Source organism: Krasilnikoviella flava, from assembly GCF_900167525.1.
Classification (GTDB): Bacteria; Actinomycetota; Actinomycetes; order Actinomycetales; family Cellulomonadaceae; genus Isoptericola; species Isoptericola flavus.
In genome coordinates this window covers 101,680-118,934 of the sequence record NZ_FUZQ01000008.1, presented here as the reverse complement: position 1 = coordinate 118,934, position 17,255 = coordinate 101,680, and the positions used below count along the sequence as shown (strand labels likewise).

Below are 17,255 nucleotides of genomic sequence, written 5' to 3'. Positions count from 1 at the left end.
CCACTGTGTGATCTGGGTCATGAGCGAGCAGACCGTGATCCCGCGTGGCATCGAAGGGGGCCGAGTGGCACGCACCGTGGACCGTGCACCGGGGGCAGCACGCCGCCGGCGCCTGTTCGCGCGCGCAGCAGCGGCCGCAGGGGGGTTCCTCGGGGCAGCCGCGCTGAGCGTCGCGGTCGCCGGGGCCGCCTCCGCGGACCAGGGCCACGGCCAGGACCGCCCGTCGGAGAAGTCGGTCGTCGAGCATGTCGTCGACGACGTGGTCCGGTCGGTCACCGAAGCGCCCGCCGACGCCGTCCAGAAGCCGTGGGACGAGAAGACCTCCGGCCAGCCGGCGCCGGGCCACGACAGCGAGCATCCCCGCAGCGAGCGTCCTGGCGAGCCGGAGCCCGACCGCGGGAACGGCGACGAAGGGGCGTCGAGCGACCGGGCCCCGGGCGAGGACGCCGGGCCCGCAGCAGACGCTCCGCGGGAGGACCCGAAGGAGCTCGCGGAGGACATGGCCGTGGAGGCCGCCGCGCCGGAGGAGGAGCCGGCCGGGGAGCCGACGGAGAGCAGCCCCGAGCAGGACGCCGATGAAGGCGCCGCCGAGCAGGACGCCGAGCAGGATGCCGAGCCGCAGCGCGTGACGGAGCGGCAGCGCTCCGAGGCGAAGGACGACGACGCCGCCCCGGCCGAGCGCGAGCGGGCGGACGCGGGCACCGAGGAGCGGGGCATCGACGGGCGGGCCGCCGATGAGCCGGTGAGGGACGCCGTCGAGGAGCTGGCCGAGCCGCCGGCGGAGGATGTCGAGCCCGCGGAGGCCGTCGAGCCGACGGAGCCGACGGGACCTGTCGCGTCCGACGAGGAGCCGCGGAGCCGCGGTCCCGTCGAGGACGTCCGCGGCACGTCGAAGGTGACGTCGAGCCTTGCTCGGGAGGCCGCCGAGGAGTGGGCCGAGGCGTTCGTCGACGACCTCCCGACGGCGGAGGACTGGGAGCAGGCGTTCTCGGGGGCCCCGCTGCGGGAGTGGATCGAGAAGGTATCCGCCGAGCCGGCGGAGGAGCACGCGGACGACGTCGACGGGGCGACGCCGGCGGACCCGGCAGAGCCTGCCGGCGAGCGCGTCGAGGCCGCCGCGGAGGACGACGGCCTCTCGGTGACGGACCTCGGGCTGCGAGACGTCGCGTCGGAGGGCCTCGCCGACGAGCCGGCGGAGAAGCCCTCGGATGCCGGCGCCGAGCAGCCGGCGGAGTCGCCGGCCGGAGCGGTGGACGCGGTGGTCCGCCCGGTCGCTGTGGTGACGGAGCCCGTGGGCGCCGTCGTCGCGGAGGTCACGGAGCCGGTCGGGGTCGGGCTCGAACCGGTGAACGCCGTCGTCGAGAGCGTCACGGCCCCCGTCGGCGTCATCCTGCAGCCGGTGACGGCGCTGGTCGGTGCGGTGGTCGCGCCGGTCACGTCGGCGCTGTCGCCCGTGCTCGAACCCGCGGGCGAGGTCGTGGGAGCCGTGACGGCGCCGCTCGCGCCGGTCACGGACGCCGTGGGCTCCGTCGTCGCACCCGTCGTCACGACGCTCGACCCCGTCCTGGACCCGGTCGTGGAGCTGGTGAGCCCGGTGGTCCGCTCGCTGGACCCCGTCGTCACCCCCGTGCTCGGCGCGACCGGGCCTGTCCTCGCCGCGCTGCGCCCGGTCGTGGAGCCGGTGGCCGGCGTGCTCGACCCCGTCGTGGCACCGGTGACGAACACGCTGGAGCCCGCCACGGGCCCGATCGTCGAGGCGCTGCTCCCCGCCGTCGAGGCGCCCGCCGGCGTCGAGGTGGCCGAGCCCGCACCCGCCGTGCTCGCGCCGCCGGCCCCCGAGGTCGGGACGCCCGACGTCGTGGACACCGTCGCGGCTGAGCCCGCACCCGCGCAGACCACCGACCGCCCGAGGGCCACGACCGAGGCACCGGCGTCCTCGCTCGTCGTGACCGCCGACCTCGCGTCCACCGTCGCCGTTCCTGCTGCCCCCGCCGAGACCCTCACGAGCGGGTCCCCCGAAGGTGAGCGGAAGGCGCCCGGGACTTCCTCGTCTCCGGCGCTCACGTCATCCGGCGGCGGCTCCTCCGCAGGGTCGCGGGGAGCGTCCGGCGACGCGGCCGCCGTGCTCGGCGAGCACACCCACACTTCCGCCGGAGCCTGGCTGATGCCGGCCGGCGAGACCCTCGTCCGCCTTCCGGCGGTCGCGTACGACATCCCCGTCTCTCCTGCCTGACGTGGCCGCGTCGCGCCATTGAGCGCGACTGCGACCGCGGGCGGCGCCAGCCGCCTGCGTCTTACGTCAGTCAAGGAGCCGAGACATGCATATCTCTGTCCGACGTGCGCTGAGGACGGCGCTCGTCGCGGGCGGCCTGGTGGTCGCCGGGGCCGGAGTGGCCCAAGCTGCAGAAGGGGACGGCGCGAACGCCCCCGTCGAGAAGGACGCCACGGTGACGCTGGAAGCCACAGCGACCGAGGAGTCGAAGGACGCCCCCGTGAAGGCCGAGGTCGAGGTGACGAAGGACGACGCTCCGAGCGTCGTCGACGTCGCGGAGGCCGCGGTCGAGGACGTCACCTCCGACGTGATCGGGTCGGAGCCCGACCGCGACGGAGCCACGGACGAGCAGTTCGACGGCGGGCAGGACGACGCCGAAGACGTCCCGCAGGACGTCTCGCAGGAGACGGCCGAGGACGCCGGGGAGGGTGTCGCGCCGGAGGACGAGGTCGTGGACGACACGACCGGTGCCGGCGAGGATCACCGGGACCTGGGCCAGGGTGACGACCGCGGCGACGGCAGGGACGTCGCCGACGGGGTGACGGACGACGTGCGGCACGACGCGGGGAAGGCTGCGGGCGCCGTGGACGACGTCGTCGAGAAGGTCTCGGACACCGTGACCGGCACAGCCGGCGGGGTGGACGATCTGCTCGGCACCGGGTCGACGGTGCAGGACACGGCCGACGGCGTGATCGGCGCCGACGGTGTGGTCGACGACGTGGTCGGGGCGGACACCCCTGAGACCGACGTCGCGGACGACGTCGTCGAGCACCTGGTCGACGACGCCGCGCAGACCGTCCAGGACGTCGCACGCGGTGACGCGGCGGCGGTCGCGGGCGACCTGTCGTCCGAGGACGGCGTCGTCGACGACGCCCTCGAGGACGGCGGTCCGGACGGCACGGTCGACGCCGCTGCCGACACGGTGTCGGGAGCGGCCGGCACGGTCGACGGGCTGCTCGGCACGGGATCGACCGTGCAGAGCACCGCCGACGGGGTGATCGGTGAGGACGGCGTCGTGGACGACGTCCTCGGCGCCGACGCCCCGGAGGCCGGGGTGACCGACGAGGTCGTGGACCACGTGCTCGACGACGTGGACGCGACGGTCGGTGCCGTCCTCGCCGGTGACGCCACCGGGGCGACGGACTCCGTCCTCGCAGAGGACGGCCTGGTCGACGACGTGCTCGAGGACGGCGGGATCGACGCCGCCCTGGGGGACGTCGACGGGCTGCTCGGCACCGGGTCGCTGGTTCAGGACACGGTCGGCGGCACGCTGGGCGCCGACCTCGGTGCCGGAGGCGTGGAGCCGGCGGTCGGGAGCCTCGACGACGTCGTGGCTGGCGCCGTCGAGGGCGACCTCGGTGCGGTGACCGACCCGATGCTCGGCGGTGCCACCCACCTGCTGGACGGTCTGGGTGGCCTCGGCGGTCTGGGTGACCTGGACGGCTTGGGTGACCTGAGCGGTCTGGGTGACCTGACCGGTGTCATCGAGCTGCCCGGTACGCCGGGCCTCGACGGGGTCGTCGACGGCGTCGTGGTGGCGGTCTCCGGTGTGACCGGAGCTGTGGACGACGTGCTCGGCACCGACTCGCAGGTCGAGGACGCTGTCAACGGACTGGTCGGCGCCGACGGCGTGGTGGATGACGTCGCGGGCGCCGACGGGCCGGAGAACGGCGTCACCGACGAGCTGGTGGAGCACGCGGTCCGAGACGTCAACGAGGTGCTCGCCTCGCTCGCTGCCGGCGACCTGCCCCGTGTCCTCGACGGCATCGTCGCCGAGGACGGCCTGGTGGACGACGTGCTGGAGGACCAGGGTCTGAACCCGGTCCTGGGCGACGTCGTGGACTCGACCGGCGTGGTGGATGACCTGCTGGGTACTGGTTCGACGGTGGAGGACGCCGTCGACGGGATCGCCGGTGAGAAGGGCGTGCTGGATGACGTCCTCGGTGCTGACGAGCCGCAGGACGGCGTCACGGACGGTCTCGTGGAGGCCGTGGTGGACGACGTCGACTCGACGCTGGACTCGGCGACGGCCGGTGATCTGCCGGGCGTTCTCGATGATGTCGCCGCCGACGACGGTCTGGTCGACGACGTCCTGGAGGACGGTGGGGTCGACACGGCCGCGGACGATCTCGTCGGTCAGGTCTCCGACCTGGCGGTCGTGGTCGACAACACGGTCAGCACCGGGTCGCTGGTGCAGGACACGGTGGACGGTCTGGTTGGTGAGGACGGCGTGGTGGATGACGTCGTCGGTGCCGACGAGCCGCAGGGTGGTGTCACCGACGAGGCCGTGGAGCATGCGCTCGACGACCTGGAGCAGGTCGTGGGAGACCTCACCGACGGCGACCTCGGCGGGGTGACCGACGGCCTGACCGCCGAGGACGGTCTGGTGGACGACGTGCTGGAGGACCAGGGTCTGGACCCGGTCCTGGGCGACGTCGTGGACTCGACCGGCGTGGTGGACGACGCCCTCGGCACGGGCGACCTGGTCGAGGACGTCGTCGACGGGATCGCCGGTGAGGAGGGCGTGCTGGATGACGTCCTCGGTGCTGACGAGCCGCAGGACGGCGTCACCGACGAGCTCGTCGAGCACGTGGTCGAGGATGTCAACGAGACGGCCAACGATCTGCTCGAGGGCGACCTCGGCGGGGTGGTGGACGACGTCCTCGCCGAGGACGGCCTGATCGACGACGTCCTCGAGGACGGCGCCACCGCGACCGGTCCTGGTGACGGCACCGATCCGGGTGATGGCACTGACCCGGGTGATGGCACTGACCCGGGTGATGGCACTGACCCGGGTGATGGCACTGACCCGGGTGATGGCACCGATCCGGGTGATGGCACTGACCCGGGTGATGGCACCGATCCGGGTGATGGCACCGACAACGGCGATGGCACCGACACCGGCACCGGGACCGGCGACGGCACCGGGACCGGCGACGGCACCGGGACCGGCGACGGCACCGGGACCGGCGACGGCACCGGGACCGGCGACGGTACTGGGACCGGCGACGGCACCGGGACCGGCGACGGCACCGGGACCGGCGACGGCACCGGGACCGGCGACGGTACTGGGACCGGCGACGGCACCGGGACCGGCGACGGCACCGGGACCGGCGACGGCACCGGGACCGGCGACGGTACTGGGACCGGCGACGGCTTGACCACCCCGGCCGGTGGCCCGATCGCGGAGGCCTCGGGCGCTGACGGGCCGGGGCAGCTGACGGGCACCGGGGCGGACGGCGCCTCGGCGTCGGCCGCCGCGGACGGCACGGCCGGGGCGCAGACCCTGCCGGCGACGGGCGGTGACCTGCGGCTGCTGGGTCTGGCGCTGCTGCTGATGCTCACGGGCGGCGCGCTGGTGCTGCGCCGCCGGAAGGAGGCGGCTGCGGTCGCACACCGCTGACCCCACCGGAGCCGGCACCGGCTCCGGACGGGGCGGTGCGGTCACGGGGGATCACTGGGGAGTGTCCCGTGGCCGCTCCGCCCCGGCTGGGGCCGGCGTGGACGCAGCACGGCGCAGGGGGCCGGGCTGCGTCCACGGCTTCCGGCTGACGCGGGGCACGCGCGGCGGCCCCGGGAGGACGATCACCGGCCCTTCGAGAGACGGGCTGGCAGACCCGCCCGGGGCTGCCCGCGGAACGCGCCTACCCTGGTTCACCGTGCCCCGACTGATCGCCGACCTCACCCCGTTGCGCGTCTCACCGGCGTACCGACGGCTGTGGTGGGGCCTCGGGGTGTCGAACATCGGCACGCAGGTCACCGTCGTCGCGGTGGGCCTGCAGGTGTACTCGCTCACGGGCTCCACGCTCGCGGTGGGCACGCTGGGCATCGCGGCGCTGGTGCCGCTCGTGGCCCTCGGGCTGTACGGCGGGGCGCTGGTGGACCACTACGACCGCCGCCGGGTGTCGCTGCTCGCCTCGTCGGTGCTGTGGCTGGTGACGGCGGCCATCGCGGTGCAGGCATGGCTCGACGTCGGCTCCGTGAACCTCCTGTACGGGCTGGTGGCGCTGCAGTCCGCGGCGTTCGCCATCAACAACCCGGCGCGCACGTCGATCGTGCCCCGCCTGCTCGAGCCGCAGCTCATGCCGGCGGCCAACGCGCTGCAGACGCTGTCGATGAACGTCGCGCTCACGGGCGGACCGCTCATCGGGGCGACGCTCGTCGGCTGGGGCGGGTACGGCATCGCGTACACGCTGGACGTGCTGCTGTTCACCGCCGCGCTGTGGGCGGTGTGGCGGCTCCCGGCGGTCCCTCCCGAGGCGGGCACGGGGGAGGACGCCGGTGACCCGACAGCGGCACCGCCACGGCGTCGCGTCGTCGGGCTGAGCTCCGTGCTGGACGGGCTGCGCTACCTCGCGACGCGGCCCAACGTCCGCACCACGTTCGTCGTCGACCTCGCGGCGATGGTGCTCGCCTTCCCGCGCGTGCTGTGGCCCGCGGCCGGCGCCCTCTATCTCGGCGGGGGCGAGACGACGACCGGCGTGCTCGCGGCGGGCTTCGCCGTCGGGGGCATCCTCGCGAGCGTCTTCTCCGGTGCCCTGGTGCGCGTGCGGTGGCAGGGCCGGATCATCGTCTGGGCGATCACGGCGTGGGGGTTCGCCGTGGCCGCCTTCGGCGCGGTGCTCGTCGCCGTCGGCCCGGACTCCCCGGACGGCGTCCTGTGGGGCGCCGTCGTGCTGGCGGGGGTGGCGCTGCTGCTGGCGGGCGGGTCGGACGCCATCTCGTCCGTGTTCCGGCAGTCGATCCTGCAGACCGCGACGCCGGACCACATGCGGGGCCGGCTGCAGGGCGTGTTCATCGTGGTGGTCGCGGGCGGGCCGCGGCTCGGGGAGATGGTGCTCGGCACGGAGGCCACCTGGTTCGGCGAGGGCTGGGCGGCCGTCGTCGGCGGCCTCGCGTGCGTCGCCGTGCTGTGGCTGGTCGTGCGCCTCCAGCCGCGGTTCTGGCGCTACGACGCGCACCACCCGGAGCCCTGACCTCGGTCCCCGTCTCAGACGGTGGCGGTGTACGGCTTGCGCCGTCGCATCCCGGGCAGCGCCACCACCGCGAGGACCGCGCACAGCCAGCCGCCCGACATCGTGACGAGGAAGCCGGCGTGGGAGTCGACCGCGTCGATCGCGACGCCCGCGAGCCACGACCCGAGCGACACCCCGACCCCCAGCGACGTGCCCACCCAGGTGAGGCCCTCGGTGAGCTGGTGCGGTGCGACCAGCGCCTGCACCAGCGCATTCCCGTTGACCAGCGTGGGCGCGATGGCGAAGCCGGTCAGGAACATCACGACGGCGAGCACCGCGATGTGGTGCACGAGGAAGAACATGGAGACGCCGACGGCGATGGCGCACGCGCCGATCGTGAACCGGGTGGACAGCGGCGACACCCAGTGGCGCGCCCCGTAGGCGAGGCCGGAGATCATCGAGCCCAGCGCGAAGCAGGCCAGCACCAGACCCGCCATGCCCTTGATGCCCTGCTCCTCCGCGAAGGCGACCGTGGCCACGTCGCTGGAGCCGAACATGACGCCCATCGCGACGAAGACGACGGCGAGCACCGGCATCCCCGGCATCCGGATCGCCGACCGGTGCTCCAGCCGGACGGCGTCCGGGTGCGCCACCGTCCCGAGATGCTCGCCGTCCACGGGCACGGCGACGCGGCCCGCGGGCGGCTCCGTGGCGCGCTGGGTGAGGAACCACGCGGCGCCCCCGCCGCCCACGATCGCCGCCACGAGCAGGCCGCCCGCCGGCGCGACCGTCGTCGCGAGCGTCGTCGCCACCACCGGCCCGACGATGAACACCAGCTCGTCGAGCGCCGCCTCCAGCGAGTACGCGGTGTGCAGCCGCTTCGCGTCGTCCAGAGAGTGGGACCAGCGGGCGCGCACGAGCGACCCGTACGAGCCCTGCGACGCGCCGCCGACCGCGGCGAGCACCCAGAGCACCCACTCCGGCGCGCCCGCGAGGGCGGCCGCGACCAGGCCCAGCAGCCCGATCGTCGTCGCCACGAGCAGCGGCGTCATGACCTTCGCCTGCCCGCGGCGGTCCACCACGCGCGCGATCTGCGGCGAGACGATCGCCTGCGCGACGACGAGCACGGCGGCGACACGGCCCGCCATCGCGTAGGAGCCGTACAGGGTCTGGACCATGAGCACGGTGCTGATGCCGACCATCGACATCGGCAGGCGCGCGATCACGCCGGCGGTGGAGAACGGGACGGCGCCCCGCACCTGGAGGACGTCGAGGTACGGGTTGCGCTTCCGGGCACCCGGCGCCGCGCCGGGGTTCTCGGGGGCGGGCTGGGTCACTGCCGGATTCTCCCACCACCGGGGTGCGGCGGCAGCGCCACCGCGCGCACCTGGCCCCGGGCACCTACCGTGACGAACCATGACCCTCGGTGGCCGCGTGCAGGCGGCGCAGCTCGTCCCACGTGCGCTCTGGGCGCTCGGCGGCGTCGCGGTGCTCGCCCTCGGGTCGGCCGTGCTGCTCTCCGCGCACGTCGGCGTCGACCCGTTCACTGCCGCGAACATCGGGGTCAGCGGGCACCTCGGCGTCGGACTCGGGGCGTATCAGCTCGCCGTGAACGTCGTCCTGCTCGTGCCCGTGGTGGTGTGGGCGCGCCGGTACGTCGGCCTCGGCACGGTCATCAACATGGTGATGACGGGGTTCTTCGTCCAGTGGTTCGGCGCGCTGGTGGAACCCCTGGTGCCCGACCCTCCCGGCCACCTGCTGCAGGCCGTGCTGTTCCTGGTGGGGATCGTGCTGTTCACCGCGGGCGCGTCGGCGTACATGACCGCGGGGATCGGGACGGCGCCGTACGACGCGATCGCGCCCATCGTCGTCGACCGCACCGGCTGGCGATACCGGGTGGTGCGCGTGGTGCAGGACCTGGCGTTCGTGGGGCTGGCGGTCGTGTTCGGCGGGCCGGTGGGGGTCGGGACCGTCATGACGGCGTTCTTCGCCGGGCCGCTCATCGACTACTTCACCAGGAAGGTCAACACGCCGCTGCTGCACCGCTTGCTGCCTGACGACGAGACGCCTGCCCGCGCGGTGCGGTGAGGTGCGTCTCGCCCACGGCGCGGGGGGCGACAGACGTCGGGGGCAGCGGCCAGGATGGGGCCATGACGGACTCCCCGACCCCTGTCACCGTGGTCGACGATCGCGACCAGCAGGTCTTCCTCGCCCGGCTCGACGACGGGCGCACCGCCGGCGGCGCGTACTACGAGCGGACCGACGGCGTGGTCGTCTTCACGCACACGGAGGTCGACCCGGCGTTCGAGGGGCAGGGGATCGGGTCGCAGCTCGCCGCGGGCGCGCTCGCCCAGGTGCGTGACGCGGGCGAGAAGATCGTGCCGCTGTGCCCCTTCATCAAGGCCTACGTCCGGCGTCACCCCGAGCAGGCCGACCTGCTCGCGCACTCCGCCCGGTGAGGGCCCGCACCTCGGCGCGACGTCCCTCGGCGCGGCCGTCCACGGCACGATCCTCCTTGACACGGCGCGGTGGGGCCGGCGCCGCCCTGGGCCTCTCCGTCGCGCTCCTGCTCGGCGCGTGCGCGGGCGGCCTCGAGCCCGCCTCCACGGGCCTCGGCGGGGAGGACGTCGAACGGCCGGCCGCCACGTCGACGCCCGCGCCGGCAGAGTCCGCGCCGGCCGATCCCGATGAGTCCGCGCCCGCCGCGTCCGGCACCGCCCTGGCCGCGCTCGACACCCTGGCGGTGAAGGGACGCGCGCCCAAGACGGGCTACTCGCGCGACCAGTTCGGCCCCGCCTGGGCGGACGTCGACCACAACGGCTGCGACACGCGCAACGACATCCTGGCGCGCGACCTGACCCGCACCGTCACCGACCCGGGCACGCACGACTGCATCGTGCTGAGCGGCGTGCTCGCCGACCCGTACACGGCCACCACGGTCGACTTCCTCCGCGGGCAGGCCACGTCCACGGCGGTGCAGATCGACCACGTCGTGGCGATGTCGGACGCGTGGCAGAAGGGGGCGCAGCAGCTCGACGGCGTCGCGCGCCGGCAGCTCGCGAACGACCCGCTGAACCTGCTCGCCGTCGACGGGCCGACCAACGCCGGCAAGGGCGACGGCGACGCCGCCACCTGGCTGCCGCCGAACAAGACGTTCCGCTGCCAGTACGTGGCACGACAGGTGGCCGTGAAGCAGGCGTACGCGCTGTGGGTCACGCAGGCCGAGCACGACGCCATCGCGACGGTGCTCACCCGCTGCCCCGACGAGCCGCTGCCTGCCGGCGGGCCCGCACCGCGGGTCGACGACGCCGGAGACGGCACGGCGTCCGACGGCGCCGCGTCCAACGACACCGGGTCTGCGGAGACCGGGTCAGACGACGCGACGTCCGAGACGCAGGCGCCGTTCGCGAGCTGCGCCGAGGCGCGGGACGCCGGGGCCGCTCCGGTGCGCCGCGGCGACCCCGGCTACTCGTCGCGCCTCGACGGCGACGGGGACGGGGTCGGCTGCGAGTAGCACCGGGTGCGGGCAGGGGTCAGGCGGGGAGGGTCGCGCCCTGTGCGGCCTGGATCTCCAGCTCGACCTTGAGGGTGGTGCCGACGACGGCGACGCCGGCCGCAGCCACCTCGTTGTAGCGGATGGCGAAGGCGTCCCGGCGCAGCTCGGTGGTGGCGCGGAACGCCGCGCGCACCACCCCCTGCGCGTCGGCGCCGGTGCCCAGGTAGGTCACGTCGAGGTCCACGGGGTGTGCCCGGCCGTGCAGGGTGAGCTCGCCGTGCACGGTCCAGCGGCCGGCGGCGACGGGCGTCATCCCGCCGGAGCGGTACGTGATGTGCTCGTACCGCTCCACGTCGAGGAAGTCCGGGGAGCGCAGATGGCCGTCGCGGTACGCGTTGCCGGTGTCGATCGACGCCGCCGAGATCACCGCCGCCACCCCGGAGCGGGAGACGTCCCCGGGTGCGACGTCGATGCGGCCGGCCAGCTCGGTGAACCGCCCCCGCACGCTGGAGATGCCCAGGTGCTGGGCGACGGCCGTCACCGACGAGTGCGCCGGGTCGATCGTCCACGGCCCGGGCGGCGGCAGCTCGGTGCCGCCCTGCCGCGCCAGGGTCACGACGCCGACGGCCGCGTGGCCGGCGGCGGTGACGATCGTCGACGTCGCGGCGGGCGCGTAGCCCACCGCCGTGACGATCGCGACGTACGCGCCCGGCGGGAGCGCGGCCTCGCCGCGGACCGCGCCGTCGTCGTCGGCGTCCGCCCGCAGCACCTGGCTGCCGGCGGCGTCCGTCAGCGTGACGACGGCGTGCGGCACGGCCCACCCGTCGCGCGTCCGGACGGTCGCGGTCAGCATCCCGTTCACCGTCCCCCTCACCGACCCGCTCACTCGGCCGGGTGGGCGAGGGAGATGTCGTGGCCGTCGACCCCCGCGCCCGTCAGGCTCAACGCTGTCGCCGCCGGCGGGTAGCCCGTCGCGATCAACGTGTACTCGCCGCCGTCCAGGTCGGCGAAGGCGTAGGCGCCGTCGGCCCCCGTCGTGGCCGTCCCGGCGACGTTGCCCGCCGCGTCGACGAGCGTCACGCGCGCGTCCGCGAGCGGGCCGTGCGGCGCCTGCACGACGCCGGTCACCCGGGCGCCCGCCGCGAGCTCCACCTCGATCCGGGTGACGCCGGCGGCGCCCACCTCGACGGGCAGCGCGCGGGGCCGGAACCCGGCGGCGTTGACCGCCACCGTGACCGGGCCCGGCACGAGCTCTTCGAACGCGAACGTGCCGTCGTCGGCCGTGCCGGCGCTCGCCTGCAGGTCGCCGCGCACGTCCGTGACCAGCACCATCGCGCCGGCGACGGGCTGCAGGTCCGGGCCGCGGACGACGCCGCGCAGTCCGCTGGTGCCGCTGAGCAGCACGTCGTGGGCCAGCGGCGTCGAGCCGACGACGATCGTCGACGCCTGCGGCTGGAACCCGTCGGCCGAGGCGATGAGCACGTACGTCCCGGCGCCGGGGGCGTCGACGGCGTATGCGCCGTCGGACCGGGCGATCGCCAGGCCGAGCTGGCGCCCGCCCAGCGAGATGAGCGTGATCGCCGCCTGCGGCAGCGGGGCGCCCTCGGCGCCGCGGACCAGGCCGTGGACGGGGACACCGCCGCTCGAGACGCCGGCGGGCAGGACGCCGGTCGCCGGAACGGCGCGCTGAGCCGTCGGCTCGGCGCCGACCGCGACGAGCTCCGGGACGTAGGCCTCCTCGGACTCCGTGGCCGCGGCGCCGGCCTCCTCGGCGGCGGACTGCTCCATCGCGCCCTTGGTCTGCAGCGGGACCTCCTTGATGAAGGCCACGAGCAGGAAGGCGACGAGCGCGGCGCACGCGCCGATGAGGAAGACGTCGGCGATGCCGTGCCCGTACGCGCTCTCCAGGATGCCGCGCAGGGGCTCGGGCACCTGGTCCATGTCGGGGATCTCGCCGGAGCCGCCCGCCGCGCCCTGCGCGATCTCGGCTCCCTTCGGGCCCAGGTTCCTGAGGCCGTCCGCGACGTAGTCGGGGATCCGGTGGGCCAGGACGGCGCCGAGCGCGGAGACGCCGATCGCGCCGCCGAGCGAGCGGAAGAACGTCACCAGCGAGCTGGCGGAGCCCAGGTCGGCCGGTGCCACCTGGTTCTGGGTGCAGAGCACGAGGTTCTGCATCATCATGCCGACGCCGACGCCCATCACGGCCATGAAGACGGCGACGTGCCAGTACTCGGTGTCGTACCGGATGGTGCCGAGCAGCCCGAGCCCTGCGGTCAGCAGCAGGGCGCCGGAGACGAGCCAGCCCTTCCAGCGGCCGGTCCGGGTGATGATGAGGCCGGAGAGGGTCGACGAGACGAACAGGCCGCCGATCATCGGGATCGTCATGACGCCGGCCATCGTCGGCGACTTGTCGCGCGCCAGCTGGAAGTACTGGCTGAAGAAGATGGTGCCGGCGAACATCGCCACGCCCACGAAGAGCGACGCCACCGAGGACAGGGCGACCGTGCGGTTGCGGAACAGCCGCAGGGGGATGATCGGCTGGGAGACCTTCGACTCGACCAGCACGAACAGCAGCACGAGGACCAGCGCGCCGCCCGTCATCGCGTACGTCTGCCACGAGTTCCACTCGTACTTGTCGCCCGCGAACGTCACCCACAGGAGCAGCAGGCAGACCGCGGCGGTGGAGAGGAACGCGCCGCCCCAGTCGATCTTGACGTTGTCGCGCTTCGCGACGGGCAGGTGCAGCGTCTTCTGCAGCACGACCAGCGCGACGAGCGCGAACGGCACGCCCACGTAGAAGCACCAGCGCCAGCCGAGCCAGTCCGTGTCGGTGATGACGCCGCCCAGCAGCGGGCCGCCCACCGTGGCCACCGCGAACGTCGCGCCCAGGTACCCCGAGTACCGGCCGCGCTCGCGTGGGGCGATCATCGTGGCCATGACGATCTGCGCCAGGGCCGACAGGCCGCCGGTGCCGATGCCCTGGAACACGCGGCAGACGATGAGCCACTCCGCGGACTGCGCGAGCCCTGCGGCCGCCGAGGCGACGACGAAGATCACCAGCGCGACCTGGACCAGCACCTTCTTGCTGAACAGGTCGGCGAGCTTGCCCCAGATCGGGGTCGTGGCCGTCATCGACAGCAGCGAGGCCGTGACGACCCAGGTGTAGGCCGACTGGCCGCCGCCGAGCTCGGCGATGATCTCCGGCAGGGCGTTCGAGACGATCGTGGAGGACAGGATCGCGACGAACATGCCCAGCATGAGGCCCGACAGGGCCTCCAGGATCTGCCGGTGGCTCATCGAGGCCCCGGCCTGGTGATCGGTGCGCCCGCCGCGCTTGGCGTGCGCGGGCGCCGCCGCTGTGGTCGATGCCATGAGGTTCCTCTCGAGGTGCTGCGTGTCGCGGTGCTGCTGCGACGGGGTGTCAGGCCTGGGCCGAGACGGCGCCGCGGGTCGTCGGGGGACAGTCGGAGAAGCTGCCGTGCAGGCGCGCCATGAGGCCGGTCAGCTGGTCGATCTCCCGGTCGTCCCAGTCGGTCATCCGGTCGGCGAGCAGCTGCGCGGTGCGCGTGGAGATCTGCTCGAGCATCCCCAGGCCCGACGGTGTGAGGCTGAGGATCGACGACCGCCCGTCGGCCGGGTCGGGCGTGCGCTCGACCCAGCCCCGCTCGACGGCGTGCGACACGTGCCGGCTGGTCACGGAAGGGTCGATCCAGAGCAGGTCGGCGAGGCGGCTGAGCCGCATCGGCCCGTGCCGGCGCAGGGTCGACAGGACCGCCGTCGGACCGACGGCGCAGTCGTGCGGCAGGTTCCGCACGATGGTCCGCTTGACGACGCCGACGGCCCGCAGCTGGCGCTGGAGCTCTTCGAACCTCGCGTGCTCAGGCATGCTCGCCCACTCCCATATCGGTTGCGGGGAGCAAACATAAAAAGGTTGCCTGCTGAAATCAAATTGATGTCAGGGAGTGGGCGGCCGGCGCCGCGCCTCCCGCCACATCGTCGCCATCTCACGGACGCCGTACCGGAGGTACACCCGCTGCGGGCGGCCGCCGCGCGTCAGGGCGTCGGTGCCCCCGTCGCAGTAGACGACCTGGCCGGTCATGAAGCGGTTCTCCCGCGAGACCAGGAAGGCGAGCAGGTCGGCGACCGGGGCCACCGGCCCGGGCGCGCCGAGCGGCTGGGGGAGCGCCGTCTCCAGCAGGGCCCGGTCGCGCTCCCAGGTGCGGGTCACGACGTCGGTCGCGACGATCCCCGGTGCCACCGCGTTGAGCACGATCCCCGCGCGTGCCCACGACGGCGACACGGCCGTGGCGCGGGTCCACAGGTTCAGGGCGGCCTTGCTGGACCGGTAGAGCTGGCTCCCGCGCCCGGTGCGGACCAGGCGGCCGGCCAGCGCCAGCGCGCGCGGCTCGTCGCCGCTGCGGCAGGCGCGGACCAGCGCGCCGCTGCCGCGGTTCAGGGTCGACGACGAGGACACGACGACGGCGGCCGGCGCGTCCGAGGCCGCCAGGCAGTCGCGCAGGCCCTCCAGCACGGCGGTGGCGCCGAAGTAGTTCAGCGCGACCGTTTCCGCCCGGGGAGCGCCCGCCCCGGCGGCCGCCACCAGGCCGTCGACCCGGCCGCCGGTGAGCGACCGCACCTGCCCGACCAGGTCGGCCCGGCCCTCGGCGGTCGTGAGGTCGGCGCGCACGTCCACGCCGTCGGCCAGCCCGCAGGTGATCACCCGCCCGCGCGTGGCGAGCAGGGCCGCGACCGCTCGGCCGAGGCCGGAGTCGGCGCCGGTGACGACGTAGGTGCGCGGGTCCGGCACGGCGGGCCCGGTCAGGCGTCGCCGAGCGCGCCGTCGACCAGCTCCTTCGCGGCGGCCTGCACCTCGGCGAGGTGGTCGGCGGACACGAACGACTCGGCGTAGATCTTGTACACGTCCTCGGTGCCGGACGGGCGGGCCGCGAACCACGCGTCGTCGGTGGTCACCTTGAGGCCGCCGATCTTCGCCCCGTTGCCGGGCGCCTCGGTGAGCGTCGCGGTGATGTCCTGCCCGGCGAGGGTGGTGGACGTGACCTGGTCGGGGGAGAGGGCGGACAGCTTCGCCTTCTGCTCGCGCGACGCCGGGGCGTCCACCCGCGCGTACCAGGACTCGCCGTGGCGGGCGACGAGGTCGGCGTGGTGCTCCGACGGCGTGCGGCCGGTGGTCGCGATGATCTCGGAGGCGAGCAGCGCCAGCAGCAGGCCGTCCTTGTCGGTGGACCAGACGCGGCCGTCGCGGCGCAGGAACGACGCCCCCGCCGACTCCTCGCCGCCGAACCCGACCTCGCCGTCCAACAGGCCGGGCACGAACCACTTGAAGCCCACCGGCACCTCGACGAGCCGCCGGCCCAGGCCCGCCGCGACCCGGTCGATCAGCGCCGACGACACGAGCGTCTTGCCGATCGCCGCGCCCTCGGGCCAGCCGGGACGCGCGCCGCCGTACAGGTACTCGATGGCGACGGCCAGGTAGTGGTTCGGGTTCATCAGCCCGGCGTCGGGAGTGACGATGCCGTGCCGGTCGGAGTCCGCGTCGTTGCCGGTCGCGACGTCGAACGGCGTCTCGGCGGCCGAGCCTGTCGAGACCATCTTCTCCACGAGCGACGCCATCGCGTACGGGGAGCTGCAGTCCATGCGGATCTTGCCGTCCCAGTCGAGCGTCATGAACGACCAGCGCGGGTCCACCTGCGGGTTCACCACGGTGAGGTCGAGGTCGTACCGCTCGCCGATGGCGCCCCAGTACTCCACTGACGCGCCGCCCAGCGGGTCCGCGCCGATGCGCACCCCGGCCGTGCGGATCGCCTCGAGGTCGACGACGTTCGGCAGGTCGTCGATGTACGTGGTGAGGAAGTCGTGCTTGTGCGTGGTCTCGGCGCCGAGCGCGTCCTCGAGCGAGACCCGGCGCACGGACGCCAGCCCGCCGGTGCGCAGGATCTCGTTGGCGCGGTCCGCGATCCAGCCGGTCGCCTCCGACCCGGCGGGCCCGCCGTGCGGCGGGTTGTACTTGAAGCCGCCGTCGCGCGGCGGGTTGTGCGACGGGGTGACGACGATGCCGTCGGCGAGCCCCGGGCCCTCGGTGCGGACGCCGTCGCCGGTCGTCGCACCGTTGTGGATGAGGATCGACTGCGACACCGCGGGGGTGGGGGTGAACGAGTCGCGCGCGTCGACCATGACCGTGACGCCCGCGGCGGCGAGCACCTCCAGCGCCGTCTGCCACGCCGGCAGCGACAGGGCGTGCGTGTCCCGGCCGATGAACAGGGGCCCGTCCGTGCCCTGCGACGCGCGGTACTCGACGATCGCCTGCGTGACCGCCGCGATGTGCGCCTCGTTGAACGCCGTGTCCAGGCTGGAGCCGCGGTGGCCCGACGTGCCGAACACCACCTGCTGCGCCGGGTCGGCGACGTCGGGGACGAGGTCGTAGTACGCGCCCACCACCTGGTCGACGTCGATGAGGTCGCTCTCCTGGGCCGGCTTCCCTGCGCGCTCGTGCATGGGTCGATCTTGCCAGGCG

12 protein-coding genes are annotated in these 17,255 nt (G+C 74.3%); 6 read left to right on the top strand and 6 right to left on the bottom strand.

Going from position 1 to position 17,255, the window contains the following annotated elements; genetic code table 11:
- Positions 1-19 precede the first annotated feature (19 nt).
- The 3 genes from B5Y66_RS22625 (at position 20) to B5Y66_RS20405 (ending at position 7,248) form a co-directional block, all read left to right on the top strand.
- Complete coding sequence (locus tag B5Y66_RS22625) at positions 20-2,233, top strand: ICP22 family protein (RefSeq protein ID WP_176168949.1); 2,214 nt, start codon at positions 20-22, stop codon at positions 2,231-2,233.
- Positions 2,234-2,318: 85 nt separating this feature from the next.
- The gene (locus B5Y66_RS22620) at positions 2,319-5,675 is read left to right on the top strand and encodes a beta strand repeat-containing protein (protein WP_176168948.1); all 3,357 of its coding nucleotides are present in this window, start codon (positions 2,319-2,321) and stop codon (positions 5,673-5,675) included.
- 256 nt (positions 5,676-5,931) lie between these two features.
- Entirely contained in the window at positions 5,932-7,248 is a 1,317-nt protein-coding gene (locus tag B5Y66_RS20405) for an MFS transporter (RefSeq protein ID WP_079576462.1), read from the top strand.
- Between the two features lie 14 nt (positions 7,249-7,262).
- Here the strand turns inward: B5Y66_RS20405 and B5Y66_RS20400 are convergent, their stop codons facing one another.
- Complete coding sequence (locus B5Y66_RS20400) at positions 7,263-8,564, bottom strand: MFS transporter (protein ID WP_245807257.1); 1,302 nt, start codon at positions 8,562-8,564, stop codon at positions 7,263-7,265.
- A 79-nt stretch (positions 8,565-8,643) separates the two neighbouring features.
- On the opposite strand from B5Y66_RS20400, the gene B5Y66_RS20395 reads away from it, so the two are divergent.
- The 3 genes from B5Y66_RS20395 to B5Y66_RS20385 all read left to right on the top strand — a co-directional run bounded on the left by B5Y66_RS20395 (position 8,644) and on the right by B5Y66_RS20385 (position 10,741).
- Positions 8,644-9,315, top strand: a complete 672-nt coding sequence (locus B5Y66_RS20395) for a YczE/YyaS/YitT family protein (RefSeq protein ID WP_079576460.1) — start codon at positions 8,644-8,646, stop codon at positions 9,313-9,315.
- Between the two features lie 62 nt (positions 9,316-9,377).
- Positions 9,378-9,686, top strand: a complete 309-nt coding sequence (locus B5Y66_RS20390; RefSeq protein WP_079576459.1) for a GNAT family N-acetyltransferase — start codon at positions 9,378-9,380, stop codon at positions 9,684-9,686.
- 56 nt (positions 9,687-9,742) lie between these two features.
- Positions 9,743-10,741: a GmrSD restriction endonuclease domain-containing protein gene (locus B5Y66_RS20385; RefSeq protein WP_245807256.1), complete on the top strand. Its 999-nt coding sequence runs from the start codon at positions 9,743-9,745 to the stop codon at positions 10,739-10,741.
- Between the two features lie 19 nt (positions 10,742-10,760).
- Here the strand turns inward: B5Y66_RS20385 and B5Y66_RS20380 are convergent, their stop codons facing one another.
- The 5 genes from B5Y66_RS20380 to pgm all read right to left on the bottom strand — a co-directional run bounded on the left by B5Y66_RS20380 (position 10,761) and on the right by pgm (position 17,236).
- The gene (locus B5Y66_RS20380) at positions 10,761-11,576 is read right to left on the bottom strand and encodes a YceI family protein (RefSeq protein ID WP_079576457.1); all 816 of its coding nucleotides are present in this window, start codon (positions 11,574-11,576) and stop codon (positions 10,761-10,763) included.
- 29 nt (positions 11,577-11,605) lie between these two features.
- Entirely contained in the window at positions 11,606-14,095 is a 2,490-nt protein-coding gene (locus B5Y66_RS20375; RefSeq protein WP_176168947.1) for an MFS transporter, read from the bottom strand.
- A gap of 49 nt (positions 14,096-14,144) precedes the next feature.
- Positions 14,145-14,609 carry a MarR family winged helix-turn-helix transcriptional regulator gene (locus B5Y66_RS20370; protein WP_079576456.1) on the bottom strand — a complete coding sequence of 155 codons (465 nt, stop codon included), beginning with the start codon at positions 14,607-14,609 and terminating at the stop codon, positions 14,145-14,147.
- Between the two features lie 69 nt (positions 14,610-14,678).
- Positions 14,679-15,530, bottom strand: a complete 852-nt coding sequence (locus B5Y66_RS20365) for an SDR family oxidoreductase (protein ID WP_079576455.1) — start codon at positions 15,528-15,530, stop codon at positions 14,679-14,681.
- Between the two features lie 11 nt (positions 15,531-15,541).
- Entirely contained in the window at positions 15,542-17,236 is a 1,695-nt protein-coding gene (gene pgm, locus B5Y66_RS20360) for a phosphoglucomutase (alpha-D-glucose-1,6-bisphosphate-dependent) (protein ID WP_079576454.1), read from the bottom strand.
- Positions 17,237-17,255: the final 19 nt, after the last annotated feature.

Bases quoted from the DNA above. Each gene is read 5' to 3' on its own strand.
- B5Y66_RS22625 (WP_176168949.1), top strand. From the start codon at position 20: ATGAGCGAGCAGACCGTGATCCCGCGTGGCATCGAAGGGGGCCGAGTG.
- B5Y66_RS22620 (WP_176168948.1), top strand. From the start codon at position 2,319: ATGCATATCTCTGTCCGACGTGCGCTGAGGACGGCGCTCGTCGCGGGC.
- B5Y66_RS20395 (WP_079576460.1), top strand. From the start codon at position 8,644: ATGACCCTCGGTGGCCGCGTGCAGGCGGCGCAGCTCGTCCCACGTGCG.
- B5Y66_RS20390 (WP_079576459.1), top strand. From the start codon at position 9,378: ATGACGGACTCCCCGACCCCTGTCACCGTGGTCGACGATCGCGACCAG.
- B5Y66_RS20380 (WP_079576457.1), bottom strand. From the start codon at position 11,576: ATGCTGACCGCGACCGTCCGGACGCGCGACGGGTGGGCCGTGCCGCAC.
- B5Y66_RS20375 (WP_176168947.1), bottom strand. From the start codon at position 14,095: ATGGCATCGACCACAGCGGCGGCGCCCGCGCACGCCAAGCGCGGCGGG.
- B5Y66_RS20370 (WP_079576456.1), bottom strand. From the start codon at position 14,609: ATGCCTGAGCACGCGAGGTTCGAAGAGCTCCAGCGCCAGCTGCGGGCC.
- pgm (WP_079576454.1), bottom strand. From the start codon at position 17,236: ATGCACGAGCGCGCAGGGAAGCCGGCCCAGGAGAGCGACCTCATCGAC.